General features: G+C 72.6%; 18 protein-coding genes. 12 read left to right on the top strand and 6 right to left on the bottom strand.

The features are described from left to right. The first annotated feature begins 146 nt into the window (after window positions 1-146). A complete protein-coding gene (locus ACFY32_RS32745) occupies window positions 147-1,331 on the top strand; it encodes a winged helix DNA-binding domain-containing protein (RefSeq protein WP_390676219.1) in 1,185 nt (394 codons plus the stop codon). Window positions 1,332-1,414: 83 nt separating this feature from the next. On the opposite strand, the gene ACFY32_RS32740 is transcribed toward ACFY32_RS32745, so the two are convergent. Next, window positions 1,415-1,741, bottom strand: coding sequence for a hypothetical protein (locus ACFY32_RS32740; protein ID WP_359203896.1), 327 nt, complete (start codon window positions 1,739-1,741; stop codon window positions 1,415-1,417). Between the two features lie 173 nt (window positions 1,742-1,914). Here ACFY32_RS32740 and ACFY32_RS32735 point away from each other — a divergent pair, with 173 nt between their 5' ends. The 8 genes from ACFY32_RS32735 (at window position 1,915) to ACFY32_RS32700 (ending at window position 8,742) form a co-directional block, all read left to right on the top strand. Next, window positions 1,915-2,274: an ArsC/Spx/MgsR family protein gene (locus tag ACFY32_RS32735; protein WP_390676218.1), complete on the top strand. Its 360-nt coding sequence runs from the start codon at window positions 1,915-1,917 to the stop codon at window positions 2,272-2,274. A gap of 292 nt (window positions 2,275-2,566) precedes the next feature. Further along, a complete protein-coding gene (gene glnII / locus ACFY32_RS32730; RefSeq protein ID WP_390676217.1) occupies window positions 2,567-3,598 on the top strand; it encodes a glutamine synthetase in 1,032 nt (343 codons plus the stop codon). A gap of 124 nt (window positions 3,599-3,722) precedes the next feature. Continuing rightward, window positions 3,723-3,845, top strand: coding sequence for a hypothetical protein (locus ACFY32_RS32725; RefSeq protein ID WP_359203887.1), 123 nt, complete (start codon window positions 3,723-3,725; stop codon window positions 3,843-3,845). 117 nt (window positions 3,846-3,962) lie between these two features. Then, the gene (locus ACFY32_RS32720; RefSeq protein WP_359203884.1) at window positions 3,963-4,541 is read left to right on the top strand and encodes a winged helix-turn-helix domain-containing protein; all 579 of its coding nucleotides are present in this window, start codon (window positions 3,963-3,965) and stop codon (window positions 4,539-4,541) included. 93 nt (window positions 4,542-4,634) lie between these two features. Beyond that, window positions 4,635-5,900 (top strand): sensor histidine kinase, encoded by a 1,266-nt coding sequence (locus tag ACFY32_RS32715; RefSeq protein WP_390676216.1) that lies wholly within the window; start codon window positions 4,635-4,637, stop codon window positions 5,898-5,900. Continuing rightward, window positions 5,885-6,541, top strand: a complete 657-nt coding sequence (locus ACFY32_RS32710) for a response regulator transcription factor (protein WP_359203879.1) — start codon at window positions 5,885-5,887, stop codon at window positions 6,539-6,541. Before ACFY32_RS32715 ends, ACFY32_RS32710 begins: the two co-directional genes overlap by 16 nt. An 85-nt stretch (window positions 6,542-6,626) precedes the next feature. Next, on the top strand, window positions 6,627-7,133 hold the full coding sequence (locus ACFY32_RS32705; RefSeq protein WP_359203876.1) for a tetratricopeptide repeat protein: 507 nt from the start codon (window positions 6,627-6,629) through the stop codon (window positions 7,131-7,133). Between the two features lie 166 nt (window positions 7,134-7,299). Further along, window positions 7,300-8,742, top strand: a complete 1,443-nt coding sequence (locus ACFY32_RS32700; RefSeq protein WP_390676215.1) for a polysaccharide pyruvyl transferase family protein — start codon at window positions 7,300-7,302, stop codon at window positions 8,740-8,742. A 62-nt stretch (window positions 8,743-8,804) separates the two neighbouring features. Here the strand turns inward: ACFY32_RS32700 and ACFY32_RS32695 are convergent, their stop codons facing one another. After that, on the bottom strand, window positions 8,805-10,898 hold the full coding sequence (locus tag ACFY32_RS32695; RefSeq protein ID WP_390676214.1) for a hypothetical protein: 2,094 nt from the start codon (window positions 10,896-10,898) through the stop codon (window positions 8,805-8,807). A gap of 243 nt (window positions 10,899-11,141) precedes the next feature. On the opposite strand from ACFY32_RS32695, the gene ACFY32_RS32690 reads away from it, so the two are divergent. From ACFY32_RS32690 to ACFY32_RS32680, 3 genes are all read left to right on the top strand, one after another. Further along, entirely contained in the window at window positions 11,142-13,061 is a 1,920-nt protein-coding gene (locus ACFY32_RS32690; RefSeq protein ID WP_390676213.1) for a hypothetical protein, read from the top strand. Between the two features lie 103 nt (window positions 13,062-13,164). After that, window positions 13,165-14,211 carry a PDR/VanB family oxidoreductase gene (locus ACFY32_RS32685; RefSeq protein ID WP_390676212.1) on the top strand — a complete coding sequence of 349 codons (1,047 nt, stop codon included), beginning with the start codon at window positions 13,165-13,167 and terminating at the stop codon, window positions 14,209-14,211. Window positions 14,212-14,268: 57 nt separating this feature from the next. Beyond that, on the top strand, window positions 14,269-14,958 hold the full coding sequence (locus tag ACFY32_RS32680; protein ID WP_390676211.1) for a TetR/AcrR family transcriptional regulator: 690 nt from the start codon (window positions 14,269-14,271) through the stop codon (window positions 14,956-14,958). A 22-nt stretch (window positions 14,959-14,980) separates the two neighbouring features. Here ACFY32_RS32680 and ACFY32_RS32675 read toward each other — a convergent pair whose 3' ends face one another. The 4 genes from ACFY32_RS32675 to ACFY32_RS32660 form a co-directional block, all read right to left on the bottom strand. Further along, window positions 14,981-15,334, bottom strand: coding sequence for a 5-carboxymethyl-2-hydroxymuconate Delta-isomerase (locus tag ACFY32_RS32675; protein ID WP_359203859.1), 354 nt, complete (start codon window positions 15,332-15,334; stop codon window positions 14,981-14,983). Between the two features lie 50 nt (window positions 15,335-15,384). Further along, on the bottom strand, window positions 15,385-20,775 hold the full coding sequence (pulA, locus tag ACFY32_RS32670; RefSeq protein ID WP_390676210.1) for a pullulanase-type alpha-1,6-glucosidase: 5,391 nt from the start codon (window positions 20,773-20,775) through the stop codon (window positions 15,385-15,387). 136 nt (window positions 20,776-20,911) lie between these two features. Then, window positions 20,912-22,285: an alpha-amylase family protein gene (locus ACFY32_RS32665; protein WP_390676209.1), complete on the bottom strand. Its 1,374-nt coding sequence runs from the start codon at window positions 22,283-22,285 to the stop codon at window positions 20,912-20,914. A 123-nt stretch (window positions 22,286-22,408) separates the two neighbouring features. Further along, the gene (locus ACFY32_RS32660; protein ID WP_390676220.1) at window positions 22,409-24,106 is read right to left on the bottom strand and encodes a glycoside hydrolase family 13 protein; all 1,698 of its coding nucleotides are present in this window, start codon (window positions 24,104-24,106) and stop codon (window positions 22,409-22,411) included. Between the last annotated feature and the right edge of the window lie 37 nt (window positions 24,107-24,143).

Below are 24,143 nucleotides of genomic sequence, written 5' to 3'. Positions count from 1 at the left end.
CCGGACAGACCAACGCGAAGACAGCCCAGCAGGGCGTCAGTCAGTGCCCGAGTCACGGCCGCCGGAACCCGAGTATCAGCATCAATGTCAGTGCCGTCCGGCACGATGGGCGGACAGGGGTGATCCGAGGGCGGACGGAGGCCGGCGTGGGCGAGGGGCAGCGGTACATCGGCGTGGCGGAGCGGCGGGCCCGGCTGGGGCTCAGGCACCTGCTGGCGGCGGGGGCGCGGGCGGCGCGGCCCGAGGAGGTCGCGGACGCCCTGACGGCCCTGCACGGCACCGACCCGGCCACCGTGTACCTGGCGGCCGGGGCCCGGCTGGCCGATCCGGCGGGGACGGTGCGGGCGACGGAGCGCGCGCTGTACGAGGACCGCTCGCTGGTCCGGATGCACGGCATGCGGCACACCGTCTTCGTGTTCCCCGCCGGGCTGACCGCGGTGGTGCACGCCTCGACCGGCCTCGCGGTGGCCGCCCGGGAGCGGGCCGCGCTGCTCAGGGACATGGCGGCGGCCGGGGCGCCGGACGCGGCCTGGCTGAAGGAGGTCGAGGAGTCGGCGCTGGCCGCGCTGGCCCGCCGCGGCCAGGCGACGGCGGCCGAACTGGCCCAGGACGAGCCCCGGTTGCGGGAGCGGTTCGTCTACGCGGCCGGCAAGGGGTACGAGGGCGTGCACACCGTCTCCACCCGGCTGCTGAAGGTGCTCGGCGTGGAGGGCAGGGTGGTGCGCGGCCGGCCGCTCGGTTCGTGGACGTCCAGCCAGTTCCGCTGGGCGCCCGCCCCCGCGCACCCCCCGCTGGAACCGGCCGCGGCACAGGCCGAGCTGCTGCGCCGCTGGCTGACCGCGTGCGGCCCGGCGACCGAGGCCGACCTGAAGTGGTGGACGGGGTGGCGGGTGACCGAGGTGCGGCGGGCGCTCGGCGCGATCGGCGCGCGGGCGGTGACGCTGGACGAGGGCCCGGGGTACGTCGCCGACGGCGACGACGGTCCGGTCGCGGGGTCCGGGGAGCCCTGGGCGGCGCTGCTGCCGGCCCTGGACCCGACGGCGATGGGCTGGCGGCAGCGGGACTGGTATCTGGCCCCCGGGCTGCGCCCCTCGCTGTTCGACCGCAGCGGCAACGTGGGGCCGACGGTGTGGTGGGACGGCCGGGTGGTCGGCGGCTGGGCGCAGCGGCCCGACGGGGAGATCGTCTGGCGGGTCCTGGACCGGACCGGGGTGGGCCGCGAGGCCGGGACCGCGATCGCGGCGGAGGCGGAGAAGCTGCGGGGCTGGCTGGGCACGACCCGGGTGACACCGAGATTCCGGACCCCGCTGGAGAAGGAACTGGCCGCGTAGCACCGCCGTTGCGACGGGCGCCCGGCCGTGCGGTGCCGGGTGCCCCGCGCGGGGCACCCGGCACCCCGGTCAGCCCCGTCGTCTCACCGGGAGTAGCGCATCAGCGCGCGCACCATGTGGCACGTGGTGTCCGACGGGGGATGGACGCCGATGGTCTCCGCGGCGTCCCGGATCGTCTCGTTGCGGGCCTGGCCCGGCAGGTAGACACCGGAGTCCAGCAGGGCGATGGCCAGGCGCATGGCCTTGAGCCGGCGGTTGTGCGTGACGTACCACTCGCGGGGGCGGCCCGCGGGCAGCGGGCGCTTCTCCACGGGCGCGTACGGCAGGTCGAGCAGGACGGGCCGCTCGGCGGTGGACTGGGTGGGCGACGGCTTGCGGTTCGGCTTCGGCTTGAGTGCGGCAGCGGGCACAGGCATCCTCCTGTCGCGGTCGGGGCACCGGCCGGTCGGCCCCGGCGACACCCTCGAACACTGCTCCTATTTTACTGCCCGGCACTGACAAAAGCCCCTGGCCAGCGGTGCTTTGGGGGGTGCGGGGACACATGGGGAGAACGAGTCGCGGGGTTCCCGGATACCGTGACGGCATGGAGATCTGGATCAACCCCGCCTGTTCGAAGTGCCGCAGCGCGATCAGCCTGCTCGACGCCGAGGGGGCCGACTACACCGTCCGCCGCTATCTGGACGACGTGCCGGACGAGGGCGAGATCCGTGCCGTCCTCGACCGGCTCGGCCTCGAACCGTGGGACATCACCCGCACCCAGGAACCGGCCGCGCGGGAACTCGGCCTGAAGGACTGGCCCCGGGACGCCACCGCACGCGACCGCTGGGTCACCGCGCTCGCCGAGCACCCGGGGCTCATCCAGCGCCCGATCATCACCGCGGACGACGGCACGGCGGTCGTCGCCCGCACCGAGGAGGCGGTACGGGACGCCCTGTCCCGGTGAGCGCCGACGCCGCACGGCAGGGCGCGGCATCGCATACGAGCCGCCCCGCGGCCGTCCGTCCCGGGCCCGCCGTGCCCCCGTCCGGCCGGCGGACGCGGCCGTTCTGCCGCCGTACGCCGTCCGCACACCGTGAGTCGGGCCACGCCAACACCAGGTAACACGGGGTTCACATACGGGCAATGGCCGGGAAATCGCCTGTTGACAGGCTGCCGGGCATCGAGGCGGTGCTCCGGTGCCGCAGTACCGCCGCACCCGCGAGTGCGCCCAGACCCACCCCCGAAGGATGTGGCCCGTGACCTTCAAGGCTGAGTACATCTGGATCGACGGCACCGCGCCGACGGCCAAGCTCCGCTCCAAGACCAGGATCGTCGCGGGCACGCCCGCGGGTCTGGACGCGCTGCCGATCTGGGGCTTCGACGGGTCCTCCACCAACCAGGCCGAGGGCCACTCCTCGGACTGCGTGCTCAAGCCGGTCTTCACCTGCCCGGACCCGATCCGCGGCGGCGACGACGTGCTGGTGCTCTGCGAGGTCCTCGACACGGACCTGACCCCGCACTCCACCAACACCCGTGCCGCGCTGGCCGAGGTCGCCGAGCGGTTCGCCGCCCAGGAGCCGATCTTCGGCATCGAGCAGGAGTACACGTTCTTCAAGGACGGCTACCCGCTGGGCTTCCCCAAGGGCGGTTTCCCGGCCCCGCAGGGCGGCTACTACTGCGGTGTCGGCGCCGACGAGATCTTCGGCCGTGAGGTCGTCGAGGCGCACCTCGACAACTGCCTCAAGGCGGGCCTGGCCATCTCCGGCATCAACGCCGAGGTCATGCCCGGCCAGTGGGAGTTCCAGGTCGGCCCGGTCTCCCCGCTGGAGGTCTCCGACCACCTGTGGGTGGCCCGCTGGCTGCTCTACCGCACCGCCGAGGACTTCGACATCGCCGCCACCCTCGACCCCAAGCCGGTCAAGGGCGACTGGAACGGCGCGGGCGCGCACACCAACTTCTCCACCAAGGCGATGCGCGAGAGCTACGAGGCGATCATCACCGCCGCCGAGTCGCTCGGCGAGGGCTCCAAGCCGCTGGACCACGTGAAGAACTACGGCGCCGGCATCGACGACCGCCTCACCGGCCTGCACGAGACCGCCCCGTGGAACGAGTACTCCTACGGCGTCTCCGACCGCGGCGCCTCGGTCCGCATCCCCTGGCAGGTCGAGAAGGACGGCAAGGGCTACATCGAGGACCGCCGCCCCAACGCCAACGTCGACCCGTACGTGGTGACGCGGCTGCTCGTCGACACCTGCTGCACCGCGCTGGAGAAGGCCGGCCAGGTCTGATCCCCGCCGCACCCGGCCATCAGGGGCGCCCACCGTCACGGTGGGCGCCCCTTCGCGCGGTACCGGGCGTCCACGCAGTGAGAGGAGGCTGCTGCCGGGGGCCGCTGTCTGTTCTAATGGACGCATGGCCGGCATCCAGAAGTACACCGCGACAGGTCGCCACGACCTTCAGCCGTTCTGGCCGTCCCGTCAGCACCACGACTTCGACCGGGTGTGTTGCCGCGCGTTGACCGCGCGGACCCGCTGAAGCCGTATCCCGGCCTCCGGGCAGCGCGCACGACGTACGTCCCGCGACGCGCCCGACCACGAACTCGCGCCCGTCGCCTTCCCCGACGAACCTCTCGCGCGAAAGAGCTGACCTCTCATGGCGACCACCCGTTCCCTGTCCTCCGCCCCGACCCTGACCCCCTCCCCCGCCGCGCACGGCGCCCGGCACCGGCTCCGGGCCGTCGACCGCGACGAGGTCGTGGACGTGGCGGACCTCCTGCCCCCGGGCGCCACCTGGCTGCCCGCCCCGCAGCACGCCCTGCCGGTCCTGCCGGGGCAGCCGCCGATGATCGGCTACCTGGTGCTGGTCCCCGCCGACCAGCAGTCGCCGTTCCCGCCGGTGGCGGTGGCCGACCGCCCGGCGGAGCGGGCCGGCGCCGGCGACGCGCTGGTACGGATCGACACCGCCCGGCGCATCGCCTCGGTCGGCGGACGGCAACTGGACCTGACGTACCTGGAGTTCGAGCTGCTCGCCCATCTCGTCGCGCACCCGCACCGGGTGCACACCCGCGACCAGTTGGTCACCACGGTATGGGGCTACGGGCACGTGGGCGACGGCCGCACCGTCGACGTCCACATCGCCCGGCTGCGCCGCAAGCTGGGCGCCGAGCACCGGGGCGCCATCCAGACCGTGCGCCGCGTCGGCTACAAGTACACGCCGCCCACCGGGCGTTGAACCGCGCCCCGGCCGGGGGGTGTACCTGACACCACCCCCCGGCCGGGGGCCCGGCCCAGTGACCCGCGCCCGGCGCCCGGCCAGACTGGCGCCATGAACATCGACGAGCACGGCGACCGTCGCGGTCCCCGGACCCGGACCGTGGCACTGGCAGCCGTACGAGGACTGGCGCTGGCCCTGATCAGCCTGCCGGGGGCGGTGCTGTGCTTCGTGCTGTCCGCGGTGTCCATCGCGCTGATCCCGATCGGCGTCGGCCTGGTCACCACCCCCTGGGTGTTGACCGGCGTGCGGGCCTTCGCGGACCGGCGCCGGGTGCTCGCCGCCGAGTGGGGCGGGGTACGGGTCCCGCGGGCGTACCGGCCGCTGCCGGCGGACGCCAACCCCTGGGCCCGCACCTTCGGGATGCTCGGCGACCCGGCGACCTGGCGGGACCTGCGCTGGCTGCCGGCGGACATGACGGCGGGCTTCGTCACCGCGCTGCTGCCCGCCGCGCTGCTGTGCTACCCGCTGGAGGGCTTCGCCATCGCCGCCGGACTGTGGCGGGTACTGCCGGACGGCTACTGGTACGGGTTCGTGCCCGTCACCGGCCAGGCGTCCGCGCTGGGCGCCGCCGCGCTGGGCGCCGCGCTGCTGGTGGCGGCGTACCGGCTCGTTCCGGCGCTGCTGCGCGGGCACTTCCTGCTCACCCGGGCCGTGCTCGGCTCCGGACCGGGCGAACTCGCCGAGCGGGTACGGGTGCTGACCGAGACCCGGCGGGACGCGGTGGACACCTCCGCCGCCGAACTGCGCCGGATCGAACGGGACCTGCACGACGGGGCGCAGGCCCGGCTGATCGCCATGGGCATGGACCTGGGCACCGTCGAGGCGCTGCTCGACAAGGACCCGGAGCAGGCCCGGCAGTTGCTGGCGCGGGCCCGCCGGTCCTCCGCCGACGCCCTGGACGAACTGCGGGACCTGGTGCGCGGCATCCACCCGCCGGTCCTCGCCGAACGCGGCCTGGGCGACGCCGTCCGGGCCCTCGCCCTGCGGCTGCCGGTCACCACCGAGGTCGCCGTCGACCTGCCGGGCCGGGCCGGGGCGCCGGTGGAGTCGGCCGCGTACTTCGCCGTCAGCGAGGTCCTCGCCAACGCCGTGAAGCACTCCGGCGCCGACCGGATCTGGGTCGACCTGCACCACGCCGACGGGTCCCTGCGGATCGCGGTCACCGACAACGGCCGGGGCGGGGCGGTGATCGGCGCCGGCTCGGGGCTGGCCGGGATCGAACGCCGGCTCGGTACATTCGACGGCGTCCTCGCCGTCGGCTCCCCCGCGGGCGGCCCCACCATGGTCACCATGGAGATCCCTTGCGCGTTGTCCTAGCCGAAGACCTCTTCCTGCTGCGCGACGGACTGGTCCGGCTCCTGCAGGCCCACGGCTTCGAGATCGCCGCGGCCGTCGAGTCCGGCCCCGAGCTGACCCGGGCGCTGGCCGAACTCGCCCCGGACGTCGCCGTGGTCGACGTACGCCTGCCGCCCACGCACACCGACGAGGGGCTCCAGTGCGCGCTGCGGGCCCGCCGGGAGCGGCCGGGGCTGCCGGTGCTGGTGCTCTCCCAGCACGTGGAGCAGCTCTACGCGCGGGAGCTGCTGGCCGACGGCAACGGCGGGGTCGGGTACCTGCTGAAGGACCGGGTGTTCGACGCGGAGCAGTTCGTGGACGCCGTACGGCGGGTCGCGGCGGGCGGTACGGCGATGGACCCGCAGGTCATCCAGCAGTTGCTGAGCCGGCGCGGGGCGGAGAGCCGGCCGCTGGCCCGGCTGACGCCCCGGGAGCGGGAGGTGCTGGAGCTGATGGCGCAGGGCCGGACCAACGCGGCGATCGCCGGGCGGCTCGTCGTCACCGAGCGCGCGGTCGCCAAGCACACCGCGAACATCTTCGCCAAGCTCGGCCTGGAGGTCTCGGACGACGACAACCGGCGGGTACTGGCGGTCCTGGCCTACCTCGACCACGGCCGGGAGTGACGGGCCCGGTGAGGCCCGCACGTCTCGATGCGTCCGCGCGGGCCCGAAGTACTCAAGGCCCCCGCTCCCGTGCGAGAGTTGGGCCATGGACGAAGACTGGGAGGAGCGCGCGGCCGTCGCCTGGGCCGGGTTCGACGAGGACCCCGGGCAGGACGGGGCGGCGTTCCGCGCGAGGATCGAGGCGCTCGCCGCCGAGCTGCCCGAGGGCAGCCCGCTCGCCGCCTTCGAACGGGCCTGCGCCTGGGACTCCACCGGCCACTCCGAGCGGGCCGTCCCGCTGTACCGCGAGGCCCTGGCCGGCGGGCTGGCCGGCATCAGCCCCTACCGGGCCCGCCGCGCGAAGATCCAGTTGTCCAGCTCGCTGCGGAACACCGGCCGGGCGGCGGAGGGCGTCGCCCTGCTCACCCCCGAACTGGACGCCCCCTCCGACGCGTTGGACGACGCCGTACGGGCCACCCTGGCGCTGTGCCTGTCCAGCCTCGGCCGGGACCGCGAGGGCCTGTCCCTCGTCCTGGGCGCGCTCGCCCGGCACCTTCCGCGCTATCAGCGGTCGATGGCGAACTACGCGCGAGCGCTTGTCGATCATTCCTGATATCGCAAGGACAATAGCCCCGACCGTTCACCGAACATTCATGCTAGAATCCCCGCTGATGGTCGCAGTAGTTGGGGAATGTTGGACTGTATCCATGCGACTGCCAACACGTTGATTCCGCCTCTGCTCCGTCGCGACTTCTCGTCCACGTCAAGCAGAGGATCACATGAAGCGCATCCTGATCCAGGCCGGCAACAACCCGTTCGACGTACCCTCGGTGGAAAGCACCCTGGTACGCAACAGCATTCGGGGCAACGTCGGAAACCTGATGTACACCAACGCCGCCTACAAGCACCTTTCGGTGCCGGGCCGCGCCGAGATACAGGTGGACACCAAGCATTTCCGCGACCTCACCGTCGAGGACGCTGACCGGATCAACGACGCCTGTGACGTCTTCGTCATCCCGATGGCGAACGCCTTCAAGAAGAAGTTCGTCCCGCACCTGAACATCCTCGCCGACGTGGTCGGCAGGCTGAAGGTGCCGGTGGTCGTCCTCGGCGTCGGCGCCCAGGCGACCCTGGCCAACGACACCTCCTACCTCAGCCCGGTCAACGACGCCGTCAAGCGGTTCATCGGCGCGGTCCTGGACCGCTCGGCGGCCATCGGCGTCCGCGGCGAGTTCACCCAGCGCTACCTCGGTGAGCTGGGCTTCAAGGACGTCGACGTGATCGGCTGCCCCTCCACCTTCCTGCGCGGCCCCGGCTTCCGCATCGACCACACGGCGGGCCGGTCGCTGCCGGACAGCCCCCGGATCGCCCTGTCCACCGCGCTGCGGCTGGCCAACTCCCAGCGCGCGTCGGAGCTGAACGCCGCCATCCTGCGGCAGTTCCCGGACCTGACGTACTTCGCGCAGGAGGGCCGGGACCTCCAGACCCTGTTCTGGGGCGACACCTCGATCGCGTCCGGGCAGAGCCAGCCGATGCCCGACCTGGCCTCCCACCCGCTGATCCGCTCCGCCGACGTGTGCGTGCCGCTGGAGCCGCACAGTTGGATCGACACGCTGGCCGGCTACGACTTCGCGCTCGGCACCCGCATCCACGGCAACATCGCCGCGCTGGTGGCCGGCACCCCGGCGTTCGTCTTCGCCCACGACTCCCGGACGCTGGAACTCTCCCGCTACCACCACATCCCGCACCGGGCCCTCACCGAGCTGCGCCCGGACACCGAGGTCGCGAGCCTCTACGCCGAGACCGATTACACGGCATTCAACGAGCACTACGACGAGGGTTTCCGGCGCCTGCTCGACTTCATGACGAAGAACGGCCTGGAAAACACCTACGAGCACGGTGACGGCGGCGAGGCGTACGACAAGAAGGTCGCCGCCACCGAATTCACCGCGCCCTACCGGCGTCCGGAAACCGTGGACCAGGACGACCTGCTGTTCCGCATCACCCTGCTCCGCGAGCAGAACAAGGAAGTCGCCGCGCATGCCGCGCGGGCCGAGAAGAAGGCCGCCGCGCAGGCCGGCCGCATCCGGAAACTGGAAGCGGAACTCGCCGCGGTGAAGAAGGCCACGGAAAAGCGGCTGGCGGCCCTTGAGGCACAGGCGAAGAACAACAACCGCCCGGGAACGGCCAGCCGTCTGATGAAGCGCCTTTCCGCCAAGTAGGGAACCGGCGGACGCGCTCCGGCCCCGCCGCACCGGACATCCGGTGCGGCGGGGCCGTTCGCTCATCCGGCCGGGTCCACCAGGCCGGCGAGGTCCGCCGGGTCGGTCTGCTCGGCCGGGTCGGTACGGTCCGCCTGGTGCAGGGCCGAGACCTCGGCCGACTCGGCGATGTTGTCCGAGTCCGTCCGCTGCGAGGGGATGGCGAGCCGGGGAAGCCCCTCGCCCGCGTCCTCCGCCAGCTCCCGCGCGGCCCGGTCGGCCAGGGCGAGGGCCGCCGCGTTGAACCGCGCCATGGAGGTGGGGTGGTCCGGGCCGAGCACGTACTCCTTGAGCGTGCGGCGGTGCGCGGCCATCGGGTCGTGGCGCGGCTCGCGCACCGACCGCAGGATCTCCGGCAGCCGGGCGCAGTCACGGTCCAGCAGATAGGCGCCGCCCGCGGTGGTGTACGCGGCCCGGAAGTCCTCGTCCGGCAGGTCGTGGGCGTTGGTCAGGACGTACGGCTTGAGGCTGGCCACGAAGTCGGCGACCACCGAGGAGACGTCGCTGATCAGCATGTCGGCCTGGTTGAAGCACTCGTACAGGCTGGGCAGGCGCTTGCGGATGACGTGGTGCCGGACGCCGCCGCGGCTCTCCCAGAAGACCCGGTGCCACTCGTCGTTCAGGGCCTGCCACTCGGCCGCGCCGTCCCGGTCGGGGACCCGGGCGTCCCGGGTCTGCTGGGCGTCGTCGCCGTCGAGCCGGCCGGCCAGTTCGTCGAGCCGCTCCTGGATCTCCTTCAGCCGGGGCTGGGCGGCGGTGATCGCGGCCTCGGCCCGGTCACCGCCGTGCCGCTCGTTGTCGGCGCGCAGCAGTTCCCGGATCGCGGCGTCCGCCTCGGCGGCCTCCCGCGAGCGCTTGCCGGTGAGCGGGTGCGGCTTGTAGATGACCCGGACGTTCTCCGCGAGCAGCTTCTCGACCAGGGCCACGCCCATCGGGATCAGCGAGGTGTGGCAGTCGTCGTCGCTCCAGCCCTCCCAGGTCGGGGCGTACAGGACGACCGGCTCGGGGCCGGGCACGTGGTCGGCGTGCAGCCTGATCGGGGCCAGTTGCGGGCGGCCCACCTCGACGATGGCGTGGTCGCTGATGGCGTGCCGGACGCGCTGGTAGCGGTCGCGGCCGGCCCGGCCGGCCACCCAGATCTCGTCGTAGACCTTGCTGACCCGGTTGCTGCTGGCCAGCTTGTCGCTGTCGCCGTGCCCGATGAAGACGTGCTTGGCCTCGGCGATGCGCAGCATGTGCACGTTCTTGCCGGCGTTGCCGGGGTAGAGGACCACCCGCACCTCGGACAGGTCCAGCTTGGCCACGTCGTCCGCCTTGGGCACGCAGACCACGGGTATCCAGGTGCGGCTCAGGAAGCGGAACGAGGGGCGCTCGCGCAGCACGATCAGCGGGCGCAGGTCGAGCTGCTCCAGCGTCTCGATCCACATGTTGACCTGGTACATGAAGTCCCGGGAGACCGCGGCGAAGCTGAAGTAGAGCGCCACCTGGGGCCGGTAGTCGGCCAGTTGCCCGTTAAGCGAGGCGATCACGTCGTCCGGCGTGGGCGTCCGGCGCACCCGGCGCAACTGCCACAGCAGCGCGCCCAGCGCCAGCACGGACAGCCCGACCGTCAGCGCGAACCCGGCGTACGCCACCGACCAGGTCCCGGTGGCCAGCGCGGCCACCAGCGCCGCGTGTCCGGGCAGGTCGAGGTGGAGCAGCTTGCGCAGGAACCGCCGGTACAGCAGGGCGGGCGGCTGCTCGGGAATGCCCGCGCCGCTCATGTCGAGGTTGCGCACGATCACCGGCAGGGTCCGCCGCGCCCGGATGATCCGGTGCACCGCCGAGTACAGCATCATGATCGCGAAGTGGACGGTGAACACGGCCAGCGCGGCGACCAGGAGCACCTCGGGGGCGTCCATCCGTTCGGCGAGGGCGAGCAGCATCGCCGTCCGGGCCGCGAACCGCATGGTGCGGGTCATCTGCAGCGAGGCGAGCCTGCGGACGAAGCCGGGAGCCCGGGAGTGCAGCATCTCGTCTGTGAGATAGCTCACGGCCGACGCCGCGGCGAAACCCCACAGGGACGGCAGGATCGCGAACACGGGGAGTGCCGCGAAACTGGCGCCGAACAGGAACACCAGAAGAAGGTCGACTTTGCCGCGCACGCGCAGGACAGAGCACAACCAACGGATCATCATGGGCAGGATTCCTCTTCCACTGACGCATGCGGCCGCGCGGGAGCCGCGGTACGCCTGTACGACTCGCAACAAGAGTAGATGGTTGTAGTACAGCCTCAGTACACGAGGATTTAACTTCCGAACGGCGGGTGACCGAGCGGCGCCGCCCGGTGACCAAGCGCCGGTCCGCTCGTTGCGCTGAACGTGCAGTCACAGGATGTCGCCCCGCGCCCCGCACCCTCCGCCAGCGATCCGGTCGTCGACGTCGAGCAGGCCGAGGCCGCGCTCGTCGAGCACTATCCGCGCCTGGTCCGGCTCGCCTACCTGGTGCTGCCGCCGCGCCTCGGCCGCAACCGCCGCGTCCTGACCGCGCACGCCCTCACCCAGCGCGCGCTGCCCCGCAACCGCACCCCGGTTCCGGTGATCCCGGCGCAGTCCACCGGCCGCGACGGCGACCCCGGTTACGCCCTGGTCCGCCTGCGCGTGCTGCGTACGGCCCTGGAGGCGGGGCTGCCGCTGTGCCGCCCGGCGTGGCCCAAGCGGTCCCAACTGCCGCCGCTGCTCCCCCAGGTGTGGGGCCTGCGGCTGTTCCCGCGCTCCGGCGGCGCCGACGAACTGGCCCTGGACCAGGCGCTGTCCGCGCTGTCCGGCCCGGGGCGCGCGGCGTACGCGCTGCGCGGCCTGGAGCGGCTCCCCGACGGCGAGGTGCGGCGGGTGCTCGACGCCTCGGGCGTCGCCGACGCGGACGCGGCGCTGCGCGAGGCCGGCACGGTGGCCGGGCCGTACCCGCTGCTGGAGTCGCCCGAGTTCGACCCCTGCTCGCTCCAGGCCCGGCCGACCGATCTGCTGCGCCGCCGCCGGTATCTGCGGGCGGCGCTGGTGGCCGGGTGCGCGCTCGTGGTGGGCGGGGCGCTGCTGGGTCTGCCCGGCGACACCTGGGGCCCGTACGGCGCCGCCGCCCCGCCGTACACCCGGAACCCGGCGGCCGAGGCGGCCCTCGACCCGGGCGAGCTGGTCCGGGTCCCCGCCGCCGCGTGGCGGACCTCGGCGCGCGCCGACTTCTCGGTGTGGCCGGCCCGCGGCGACCTGGCCGGCGACCGCGCGCTGCTCCGCCGCGCGCTGGCGGTCTGGGCCCGGCCCGGCGGCTCGGTGGCCGTCTCCGCGACGCCGGGCACGCCGACCGGCGGCCCGGCCGGTCCCCCGCAACTGCTGTACGCGGGGACGGTCGACGCCGTCCGGGTGGTGCTCCTCTACGACGGGCTGCGGCTGGCCCGGTACGCCGAGCCGAAGAACGGCGCGGCCGCCGCCGCCCTCGACCTCGCGCGGGCCGACGGCGCCCGGCGGCCCGAGGCGGGCGCGGTGGTGCTGGGCCGCTCCGACCGCACCGTCCGCTATCTGACGGCCCCCTGGGTGACCGAGGCGGCCGAGCGGGACCTGACGGAGCCGGGCGGCGGCGCGATGGAGCTGACGCTGACCGGCGGGGTGACCGCGCCGCTGGCGAGCCCGGTGCAGCGGTCCGGCGCCTGCACGTCCTGGAACGCGCTGGAGCTGACGGACGGCTCCGCCACCCGCGTCCTGACCGACCTCGGCGAGCTGGTCCCCGCCCGGCTCACCACCGGCCGCCCCGGCTCGGCGTCGGAGGTCTCCGGCGCGAAGGCGCTGCGCGACTGGGCGCCGTTCGCCTGCTCGCTGGACACGGTCCGCGGCGCGGGGGTGCGGTCGGTGAACGCCTGGGACTTCGCCTCGCAGTCGCTGCCCGGGTCCGGGGGCCGGGCCTCCTGGGTGTGCACCCGGGCGGAGACCTGGCGGGGCGGCGGCGCGAAGGTGCTGGCGCAGTTCCACACCCACGGCGGGACCTACGGGGCGGTCGCGGCGAAGGCCGAGGACGTACCGGCGTGCGGCGAGCGCGATCCGCATGTGCTGGCCGGGGTGCTGTGGAAGTCGCGGGAGGACGGCTGGTACCTGCTGGCCGCCGGTGACAAGGGCATCGGGTCGATCCGGGCGACCGGCGGCATCGACGCCTCGGCGGAGTCGAACGTGCTGGCGGCCGAGGCGAAGAAGGGCGCGCGGGCCGAGCTGCGGGGCACCCTGGACGACGGCCGCGAGGTGCGGGGCCTGCGCTGACCGGCCCGGCCCGCCGCCTCTGCCCCGACCCTTGCTGACACTGGCGTCAACAAGTCCCGGCGGAAGGGTTCCGCCGGGACTTACCCGTCAGTACATTGACGCCATGTCCAACAAGCTCACGCCGCCGAAGAGGACGACCGTCGTCGCCGCGGCCGGGGCCGCCGCCCTGCTCGCGCGCTGGGCGCTGCGCCGCCGCGGCCGGGACGCCCCGGCGCCCGCACCCCGCTCGCCGCGCCGACGGGAACTGCTGGTCACCGCCCACGAGCGGATCGCCGACGGCGTCGTGCGGCTCCGTCTGGAGGGCCACGACCTGCCGCGCTGGACGCCCGGGGCCCATCTCGACCTGGTGCTGCCGTCGGGACTGGTCCGGCAGTACTCGCTCTGCGGCGACCCGGAGGACACCTCGTCGTACACGGTCGCCGCCCGACTGGCGGCGGACGGCCGGGGCGGCTCGCGCGAGCTGCACGAACTGGTGCGGGAGGGCATGGAGCTCGAGGTGCGCGGCCCCCGCAACCGCTTCCCGCTGGTGCAGGCCCCCGCCTACCGCTTCGTCGCGGGCGGCATCGGCATCACACCCCTGCTGCCGATGCTGCGGTCGCTGCCGGAGGGCACCGGGTGGAAGCTGCTGTACGGCGGGCGGACCCGGGCCTCGATGCCGTTCCTGGAGGAGATCGGCAAGCTCGACCCGGAGGGCACCCGGGTCACCGTCGTCGCCGAGGACGAGGCCGGACTGCCCGACCTGGACGCGTTCCTCACCGGGGTCCCCGAGGACGCCGCCGTGTACTGCTGCGGCCCGGAGGGGCTGATGACGGCCGTGGCCGAGAAGCTGCCGGCCGGGACGGAGCCGCACCTGGAGCGGTTCGCGCCCCGCGCGGCCGGTGCCGGCGACGGCGCGTTCGAGGTCGAACTGCACCGCAGCGGACGGGTGCTGACCGTGCCCGCCGGTTCCTCGGTCCTGGCCGCCGTGCGCGCGGAGCTGCCGAACACCCCGTACTCCTGCGAGCAGGGCTGGTGCGGGACCTGTCAGCAGCGGGTGCTGGAGGGCGAGATCGACCACCGGGACGAGCTGCTGACCGACTCCGAGCGCGGCGACTCGATGCTGATCTGCGTGTCACGGACCCGGGGTGAGAGGCTGGTGCTGGATCTGTGAACACCGGTGCGCGGTCCGGTCCGTATCCCGGCCGGAACCGATCGGTAAGGTGTTCGCATGACTACCGGGGTGCGCCGCCGGATGGGCGTCGAGGAGCGACGGCGGCAGTTGATCGGGGTCGCCCTCGAACTCTTCAGCCGCCGCTCGCCCGATGAGGTGTCCATCGACGAGATAGCGTCGGCCGCCGGCATCTCCCGCCCGCTGGTCTACCACTACTTCCCCGGCAAACTCAGCCTCTACGAGGCCGCGTTGCGGCGGGCCGCCGACGATCTCGCCGAGCGGTTCGTGGAGCCGAGGCAGGGGCCGCTCGGGGCGCGGCTGCTGCGCGTGATGCGCCGCTTCTTCGACTTCGTCGACGACCACGGCCCCGGTTTCTCCGCCCTGATGCGCGGCGGCCCGGCGGTCGGCTCCTCCACCACCAACGCGCTCATCGACTCCGTACGGCAGGCCGCGTACGTCCAGATCCTGTCGCACCTGGGCGTGACCGAACCGCCCGCGCGCCTGGAACTGGTCGTCCGCTCCTGGATCTCGCTGACCGAGTCGACCGCGCTGATCTGGCTGGACGGCCGGCGCGTCCCGCGCGCCGAGCTGGAGCGGCAGCTCGTGCACGACCTGGCCGCGCTGCTCGTCGTCAGCGCCGCCTACGACGAGGAGATGAGCGCCCTGCTGCGCGGCGTCCTCGCCGGCGAACCGGCCGACGGCCCCTTCGGCGACCTGGTCGGCCGGATCGTCGCGCTGGCGTCCTGAGGCCGCCCGTTCGGATCAGGCTCTAGTTCTCGAACTTCCGGTACGAGGCGTCCAGTTCGCGGACCTCGGCGGAGGCGTGCAGGGCGAGGCCCTCGGGCTTGGCGTACTGGCGGAGCAGGTCGAGGACGGCCTCGGTGAGCCGGGCCTTGGTCTCCTCGGTGCGGCCCGCGAGCAGCCCGATGGTGACGTGCACGACGGCGTGGCCCTCGGTGTCCGGGCCGACGGTGGTGTTCTCGGTACGGCGGAACTGCGTCTTGCACGCCGGCGGCTTCGCCGTCGCGATGTCGACCACGGTGCTGTGCAGGGCCTTGGCGAAGGCCGGCCGGTCGAAGCCGTCCGCCAGTTGCTCGGAGTAGTCGACGGTGATCTGCGGCATGGGTGCTCCTGTTCTACGTCCGGACAGGAGCACCCTAGCCGCCGGGTGCGTCAGCCCGCCCGGGTGAAGACCGCCACCGTGCGGCCCGGCACGGTGAACGTGCCCTCGCGGTACGAGGACCGCTTCACCACGGCGTCCGATCCGGCCGCCTGGACCGGGTGCAGCCGGTAGCCGGCGCCGGCCAGGGCGGCGACGCGCTGTTCCTGCCGGTCGGGGGTGGCGTTGAAGACGACCACCAGGTCACCGAGGCGCATGGTGATCACGCCGGGCGTCTCGTCCGCCCCGGACAGCGGGAAGGAGAGCCGGGAGGCCACCTGTCCGGCGGTGGCGAGGGAGAAGTCCTTCTCGCCGGTCCGGACCCTCAGCAGGTCCCGGTACGCCGCCGAGGCGCCCTCGATCTGCGGGCAGCCGACCCGCACCGAGGTCAGCAGCGGCTTGGCGTACGGCCACTTGTCCTTGTTGTCGGCGGCCGGCGGCAGCCCCCGGCCGAAGCCGTTGCCGTCGGCGCAGTCCCAGTGGATGGCGTTGAACCAGTCGCCGCTGTCGTAGGAGTTGCGGTCCAGGGACTTGGAGCGCAGCAGGTCGGTGCCGGCCTGGGAGAGCGCCGGGCCCTGCGAGAGGGCGGCCGTGGCCATGGCGAGGACCTGCATCCGGGCCCGGTCGGCGGCGCCGGTGTCCTTCGGCAGCTTGAAGGCGAGCGCGTCGAACAGGGTCTCGTTGTCGTGGGCGTCGGCGTAGGCGAGGGCGTCGCCGGGGGCCTTCGCGTACCCGGCGGGCGCCCCGTTGTAGTCGACCTCGGAGCCCTTGACCTCCTTGCCGGTGGTGTCGGTGAAGGTGAAGCCGGCGAGGTTGCCGGAGAGCCCGACCTTGATCAGGTCCTGGTAGTGCAGCAGCCGGGCCTTCTGCTCGGCCGGGGTGCCGTTGTCCGCCGAGCCGTTGGGGTCGGTGTAGAGCCCGGAGGCGAAGCCCTGCACGCCGGGGTCGGCGTCGAAGGGGCCGCCGCCGCGCACGGCGTCGCGGGCGCGGTCGGAGAAGGTGGCGATGCCGGTGCCGGCCATGTTCTTCTGGGTGGCCTGGGTGAAGCGGGCGTCGTCGGCGACCTCGCCGAAGTTCCAGCCCTCGCCGTACAGGATGATCTTCTTTCCGTCGACGCCGTCCTCGGCGACGGTCAGCGCGTCCAGGGCCTTGCGGACGGCGAGGATGTTGGCCTTCGGGTGGTGGCCCATCAGGTCGAAGCGGAAGCCGTCGACCTTGTACTGCTTGGCCCAGGTGACGACCGAGTCGACGACGAGCTTGCCCATCATGGCGTTCTCGGTGGCCGTGTCGGCGCAGCAGGTGCTGTTCGCGATCGAGCCGTCGGCGAGGAGGCGCTGGTAGTAGCCGGGCACGATCCGGTCCAGGACGCTGGTCTTCGCCTGGCCGCCGGCCGCCGTGTGGTTGTAGACGACGTCCATGACGACCCGCAGGCCGTCCTCGTTGAGCGCCTTGACCATCTTCCGGAACTCGACGGTGCGGGCCGTGCCGTCCGGGTCGGTGGCGTAGGAGCCCTCGGGGACCGTGTAGTGGTACGGGTCGTACCCCCAGTTGTAGGCGTCCTTCGCCGCCGTCTTCGCCACGCACTCCTGCTGCCGCTCGGAGTCGGCGGGCAGCGCGGCCAGGTCGCAGCCGACGGTGGCCTGCCCGGACCGCTTCTCGGGGATGGTGGCGATGTCGAAGACGGGCAGCAGGTGCACGTACGAGGTGCCGGCCGCGGCCAGCTTCCTCAGGTGCCCGCTGCCGTCGCTGTCCTTGTCGGTGAAGGCGAGATAGGTCCCCCGGTGCTCGGCGGTGCGGTCCTCGGCGGAGAAGTCCCGCACGTGCAGTTCCTGGATCTGGGCGTCGCGCAGCGGGACCGCCTTCGGCTTGCGCAGGCTGCTCCAGTTGCTGGGCGCGAGGGACTTGTCGGCGAGGTCGACGACGAGGCTCCGCCCGGAGTCGGCGGTCAGGGCGACGGCGTACGGGTCGGTGACCCTGTTGGTGACGACCCGGCCCGCCTCGGGGGCCCAGACCTTCACGACGTACCGGTACGGCTTGTTCTTCCAGGAGGCGGGGCCGGTGACGGACCAGACGCCGGTGGTGTCGTCGCGGCGCATCGGCTTCGTCGAGCCGTCCAGCTCCAGGGAGACGCTCAGGGCCGTCGGTGCCCAGACGGACAGGGTGGGGCGGCCGCCGCGGAAGACCGGGCCGAGGTCGGCCCCGGTGGCCTTCGGGTAGAGGTCGTCCAGGGCCCCGGCGGTCTGCACGCCGGTCGCGGCGAGCACCGCGCCGCCCGCGGCCAGTTGGCTCGCGACGACCTGGCCGCGCAGGGCCCCTCGGACCCGGTCGCGGTCACGGGGGTCCACCGACCAGGCGGTGTACTCCTTCAGGTGCGGGTACTTCGCCTTCTGCGCGTCGGTGAGGGAGGTCTTCGTCAGCCGCAGCCACCGCTCGTCGGTGCTGGTCAGGACGCCGTCGTCGGCCTTGATCGAGCCGGTGGCGGAGGACCGGAGCTGGGTGGAGGCGGCGCCCTCGGCGCCGTTCCAGGCGAGGGTGTTCCGGTCGATCCAGACCGCCTTGGAGGTGGTCAGGTCGACGGCGGCGGCCGAACCGGCGGGCTGCGGCAGCAGGTACTCCTCCTCGCCGCTCACCAGCCACACCTCGTGGCCGTCGGCCTTGAGGTCCAGCGCCTGGTCGGTGGGCAGGTCCTTCTCGTCGCCCTTGTGCAGGATGTAGCTGAGGCTGGTGGCACCCTCGGTGAGCGGAACCTCGTAGACCGCGCCATAGGCGTCGGTCTTCACCGGCATCAGGGGCTTCGACCAGTCGGTGGGCTGCGCGGCACCCGACCAGACGTGCAGTCCCCAGCCGTCGTAGTTTCCGTCGGCGCGGTGGTAGTGCAGGACGGCCTTGGTGGTGTCCTGCGGCGGGTACCCGGGCCGCTCGGTGCTGACGGTCTCCTCGCCCTGCTCGATCCAGACCTCGCCGGTCCTCGTCACGTCGATGGTGCGGTCGGCGGTGACGTCCTTGGTGCCGTCCTTGTCGACGACGAGGAAGGAGACGCTGGAGGCGCCGGGCTCGAGCTTGACGTAGGCGAAGGCGCCGTAGGCGTCCCGGCCGGTGAAGGGGTGGCCCGCCGGCCAGGTGGTCGCCTCCCCGTCGGCGAGGTCGCCCCAGGCGTACAGGTTCCAGTCGGCGTAGTTCCCGTCCGGGCGCCGGTAGTGGACGACCGCGTAGTCCCGGGAGGACGCGGTGGGCGGCGGCTCGACGGGCGGGGTGCCGGTCGTCGAGGCGGCCGTGGCGCTCGCGGTGCGGCCCGCGGAGTCCACGGCGACCGCCTTGTAGCGCAGGGCGGTGCCGGCCGGGGTGTTCCCGGGGACGGTGTCGGTGACCTTGTAGGGGGCGTGGTCGGCGGAGCCGAGGACGCGCCACCTGCCGTTGCCGGTCTGGGCGGCGAACACGACCCGGTTGAGCCCTCCGCCGTCGACGTCGGCGGTCAGCTCGACGGTGCCGGTGGCGCCGGGCTCGGGGGCCTTCAGGGTGAGGGCGGGCTTGGCCTCCGGCCGGGCGGGCTTTCCGGCCGCCTTCAGCACGATCGCCGAGCCGGCCGGGACGGTGACGGTGATCTTCTTGCCGGCGTCCGAGGTGAGGTGGCGGCCGGTGCCGTGGATGCCGTCGAAGCGCGTGCCGGCCGAGCCGGTCGCGAAGGTGGCGGTCTTCGCCTCGTCCGCGTTGTTGAGAGCGACGACGTACTCGGTGCCGGTCCTCGCGTCGGTGCGGGAGAAGGCGTAGACACCGGCGCCGTCGGCGGCGTACCGCTCGCTCTGGACTCCGTCGGCGAGGGCGGGGTGCGCCTCGCGCAGCTTGGCGAGGGCGCTGATCTGCCGGTAGAGGGGGGCCCGGGTGTCGTAGGCGTCCTCGGCGTGGGTGCGGTCGGTGCCGATCTGGTCGTCGTCCAGGTAGTCGGCGCTCTTCGAGGCGAACATCGGCTGGCGGGCGTCCTTGTCGCCGCCCGCGCCGGTGAAGCCCTGCTCGTCGCCGTAGTAGACGACCGGGTTGCCGCGGCTGAGGAACATCAGCTCGTTGGCGAGCTTGGCCTTGCGCAGCAGTTCGGCGTCGGTGGCGTCCGGGTCGTCCTGCTTCAGGAAGGTCCCGATCCGGCCCATGTCGTGGTTGCCGAGGAAGGTGACCTGCTCGTAGGCGTTGGCCTTGTCGGTCGTGTACTTGTAGTCGTCGCCGAAGACCCGGGCGAGTTTGCGCGCGCTGCCGCCCTGGGAGGCGTAGGCGCGGGCCGCGTCCTGGAAGGGGAAGTCGAGGGTGGAGTCGAGCCGGCCCTGGGTGACGTACGGGGAGGTCACGGCGGTGTCGGCGGAGTAGACCTCGCCGAACATGAAGAAGTCGTCCCGTCCCTGCCGGGCCGCGTAGGCGTCCAGGGCGGTGGCCCACTGGGTCCAGAACTCCATGTTCACGTGCTTCACGGTGTCGATCCGGAAGCCGTCGATGTCGAAGTCCCGCACCCAGCGCTGGTAGATCTTCTCCATGCCCCGGACGACCTCGGGCCGCTCGGTCCACAGGTCGTCCAGCCCGTTGAAGTCGCCGTAGGTGGCGGACTCGCCGGCCCAGGTGGAGTCGCCCCGGTTGTGGTACACCGTCGGGTCGTTGAGCCAGGCGGGCACCTTGGTCCCGCCGGCGGCCTCCGGGGTGTACGGGAAGGAGTCGGCGTCGACGGCGGGGAAGCGCCGCGTGCCGTCGGCGTAGTCGGCGTCGTCGAAGGGCTCGCCGTCCTTCGTCAGGTAGGGGAAGGCGCCCTTGGAGAGGTAGCCGTAGGACTTCTCCTCGTAGTCGACGACGTCGGCGGTGTGGTTGGTGATGACGTCGAAGAAGACCTTCATGCCCTTGGCGTGCGCCTTGGCGATCAGGTTCGTCAGGTCCTGGTTGGTGCCGAAGTGCGGGTCGACCTGGGTGAAGTCGGTGATCCAGTAGCCGTGGTAGCCGGCCGAGGCGTTCTCCCCGGTGCCCTGCACGGGACGGTTCTTGAAGATCGGCGCCAGCCAGATGGCGGTGGTGCCCAGGTCCTTGATGTAGTCCAGCTTCTTCGTCAGGCCCTTGAGGTCCCCGCCCTGGTAGAAGCCCTTGTCGGTGGGGTCGTAGCCGGTGGCGAGGCGGGAGCCGGTCAGGCCGCCGCGGTCGTTGCCGGTGTCGCCGTTGGCGAAGCGGTCGGGCAGGACGAAGTAGAACTGCTCGCGGGTCAGTTCGTGCCGGGCCGGGACCTCGGCCAGCCGGGCGTCCGACGGAGGCGGCGGCGGTGCGGCGGCGCTCGCGGTGAGCGGCTGGACCAGCGTCGCCGCGAGGGCGGCGACGGTGACCGCCGCGACCCGTGGGGCGAGGGTGGTGCGGCGCCTGCCCGGCGCCGGGCGTCTCGGTTTCACCGGTGGAACTCCTTGCTGCTGGCGGCTCGTTCGCGGGTCCGACCCCGGCGAGACGGTAACGCCGACGCAAGACTTGCGGCAAGGGTCATGAAAGTAACGGAAAGACATTTCATGACCCTTGCCGCCGGGGGCCGGTTCAGCAGCTCGGCCGGCCCGCGTACAGGGCGAGTGCGGTGTTGCCGCCGAGGGTCGCCGTGAACTGGCCGGAGCCGTTCACGGTGACGGTCCGGTTGCTCTGGACGTCGCAGTAGGTGCCCGCCGCGAGGGAGGTCTGGTAGGTCCGGGTCAGCGAGCCGCTCTCGTGGTTGATGGCGACGAAGCCCTTGCCGCCCCGCCCGAAGGCGATGGCGTCACCGCCGTTGTCCCACCAGTTGGTGACCGCCTCGCCCCGCACGGCGTTGCGGAAGGCGACCATCGACTTGATCTCGGGCCAGGCGTGCTGGCACTTCCAGCCGTTCTGCCAGCAGGCGTTGACCGCCCCGCCGTTGGGCGGCCCGGCGTCGTGGTCGGAGAACTCGTACCCGGAGTTGATGTCCGGCGACCCGTACGGCCAGGCCAGCATGAAGACGTTGGCCAGGGTGTAGGTGGCGTTGTCCTTGTAGCTGAGGGTGGAGCCGTTGCGCTCGGTGTCGTGGTTGTCGACGAAGACGCCGGCCGAGCCGCTGCCCAGGTAGCCCCAGCCCTCGCCGTAGTTCTTCAGATAGGCGAGGTTCTCGTTGTTGAAGACCCGCTTGAGGTCGTAGGCGTACCGGAACTCCTGGACGTCCCCGGTGCCGGTGTACTCCCCCGGCTGGACGGCCTCCCCGGCGCCGTAGATGACCTCCTGCTTCCAGTACACGCCCGGGTTGCTCAGCCGGGACTTGATGCTGGCGAGGTCGGCGGCCGGGATGTGCTTGGCCGCGTCGATCCGGAAGCCGTCGACGCCGAGGGAGAGCAGGTCGTTGAGGTACCCGGCGATGGCGCCGCGCACATAGCTCTCGCCGGTGTCGAGGTCGGCGAGGCCGACCAGTTCGCAGTTCTGGACGTTGGCGCGGTCGGCGTAGTTGCTGATCTGCGCGGTGCAGTCGTCGAAGTCGTAGGACGAGTACAGCCCGGGGTAGGTGTACTTCGTGTACGACGAGCCGCCGGTGCCGGTGCCGCTGCCCGCCGACATGTGGTTGACGACGGCGTCCACGACGACCTTGACGCCGGCCGCGTGGCAGGTGTTCACCATGTTCCGGAAGGCGGTCCGGTCGCCGAGCCGGCCGGCGATCTTGTAGCTGACGGGCTGGTACGAGGTCCACCACTGGGACCCCTGTATGTGCTCGGCGGGCGGGGAGACCTGCACGGAGCCGTAGCCGGCCGGGCCGAGGGTGCTGGTGCACTCCCTGGCCACCGAGCCGTAGTTCCACTCGAACAGGACGGCGGTGACGTCCTTGGTGCCGGGGGGAGCCGCCTGTGCGTTAGACGGGTTCATGACAAGGGCGGCCACGGCGAGGGCGGCGGCCCCGGAGAGGATTCTGCGTGCCATGTGGGGTTTCCTTCGTCTTTGAAGGCGCTTGCTGAAACCTTCAGAAACCTTGCGGTGACGCAGATGGTAAAGGCCCGCCGCCCGAAAGGGCAGCGGGCCGTACGAGATTGAAGGAAAAAATCCTTACGGCCGGGAGGTCCACCACACCGTCGTGTCGGCCGGCACCTTCGCCTCGCCGTCCGCCTCGGTCACCTCGCCGCTGGCCAGCAGCACGCGCCCGTGGCCGGGCACCGACACCGACTCCCCGGTGGTGTTGGCGACGCACACGAAGTCCCCGCGCCGGAAGGCGAGGACGCCCTCGGGGGCGCGCAGCCACTCCACCGCGTCACCGGCACCCAGGTCCGGCTGCGCGCGGCGGACGGCGAGCGCCGTGCGGTACAGCTCCAGGGTGGAGCCGGGCACCCCGGTCTGCGCCTCGACGCTCAGCTCGCCCCAGCCCTCGGGCTGCGGCAGCCAACTGCCGCCCTCGCCGAAGCCGTACGACGAGCCCGTGCGGGTCCACGGGATCGGCACCCGGCAGCCGTCGCGGAACCCGTCCTGGCCGGCGCCGCGGAAGTACGCCGGGTCCTGGCGCACCTCGTCCGGGAGGTCCACGACGTCCGGCAGGCCCAGCTCCTCGCCCTGGTAGACGTAGGCCGAGCCGGGCAGGGCGAGCATCAGCAGGGTGGCCGCGCGGGCCCGGCGCAGGCCCAGTTCGCGGTCGCCGGCCAGCCGGATCTGGGTGCCCAGGCCGGGCGGGTTGGCGAAGCGGGTGGCGTGCCGGGTCACGTCGTGGTTGGACAGCACCCAGGTGGCCGGGGCGCCGACCGGGCGCATCGCCTCCAGGGTGCGGTCGATCACGCCGCGCAGTTCCTCGGCGTCCCAGTGGGTCCCCAGGTACTGGAAGTTGAACGCCTGGTGCAGCTCGTCGGGCCGGACGTAGTGGGCGGTGCGCTCGATGGTCGGGGTCCACGCCTCGGCGACGAAGATGCGCTCGCCCGAGTACTCGTCCAGGATGAGCCGCCACTGGCGGTAGATGTCGTGGACGCCGTCCTGGTCGAAGAACGGCATGACATCGTTGCCCAGCAGCTTGAGCTGTTCGTGCGAACCGAGGTCGGGCAGGCCCTCGGCCTTCACCATGCCGTGGGCGACGTCGATGCGGAAGCCGTCGACGCCCATGTCCAGCCAGAAGCGCAGGATCGAGCGGAACTCGTCGCCGACCGCCGGGTGCTCCCAGTTGAAGTCGGGCTGCTCGGGCGCGAAGAGGTGCAGGTACCACTCGCCGGGCGTGCCGTCGGGTTCCGTCACCCGGGTCCAGGCCGGGCCGCCGAAGATGGACTCCCAGTCGTTGGGCGGCAGTTCGCCGTCCGCGCCCTTGCCGGGGCGGAAGTGGTAGCGCTCCCGCAGCGGGGAACCGGGGCCCTCGGCGAGGGCCCGCTTGAACCACTCGTGCTGGTCGGAGGAGTGGTTGGGCACCAGGTCGACGATGATCCGCAGGCCCAGCTCATGGGCGTCGCGGATCAGCGCGTCGGCGTCGAGCAGGGTGCCGAACATCGGGTCGACGGCCCGGTAGTCGGCGACGTCGTAACCGGCGTCGGCCTGCGGGGAGGCGTAGAAGGGGCTGAGCCACACGGCGTCCACACCGAGGTCGCGCAGGTACGGCAGGCGGGTGCGGACGCCTTCCAGGTCGCCCATGCCGTCGCCGTTGCTGTCGGCGAAGCTGCGCGGGTACACCTGGTAGATCACCGCGTCCCGCCACCAGTCGCGGCGCCTGGCGACGGTGGCGACGGCCGAGTCGGTCCGGGAGGTCGGGGCCTGGGCTGCGAAGTGCTGCTGGCTCATGTCGTCCTTGATGCGTAACGGGTACATGGAGGCGTGG

This window comes from Streptomyces sp. NPDC000134 (assembly GCF_042899225.1).
Taxonomy (GTDB): Bacteria; Actinomycetota; Actinomycetes; order Streptomycetales; family Streptomycetaceae; genus Streptomyces.
The sequence above is the reverse complement of the archived record's forward strand: the minus strand, read 5'-3'. Positions and strand labels throughout refer to the sequence as shown.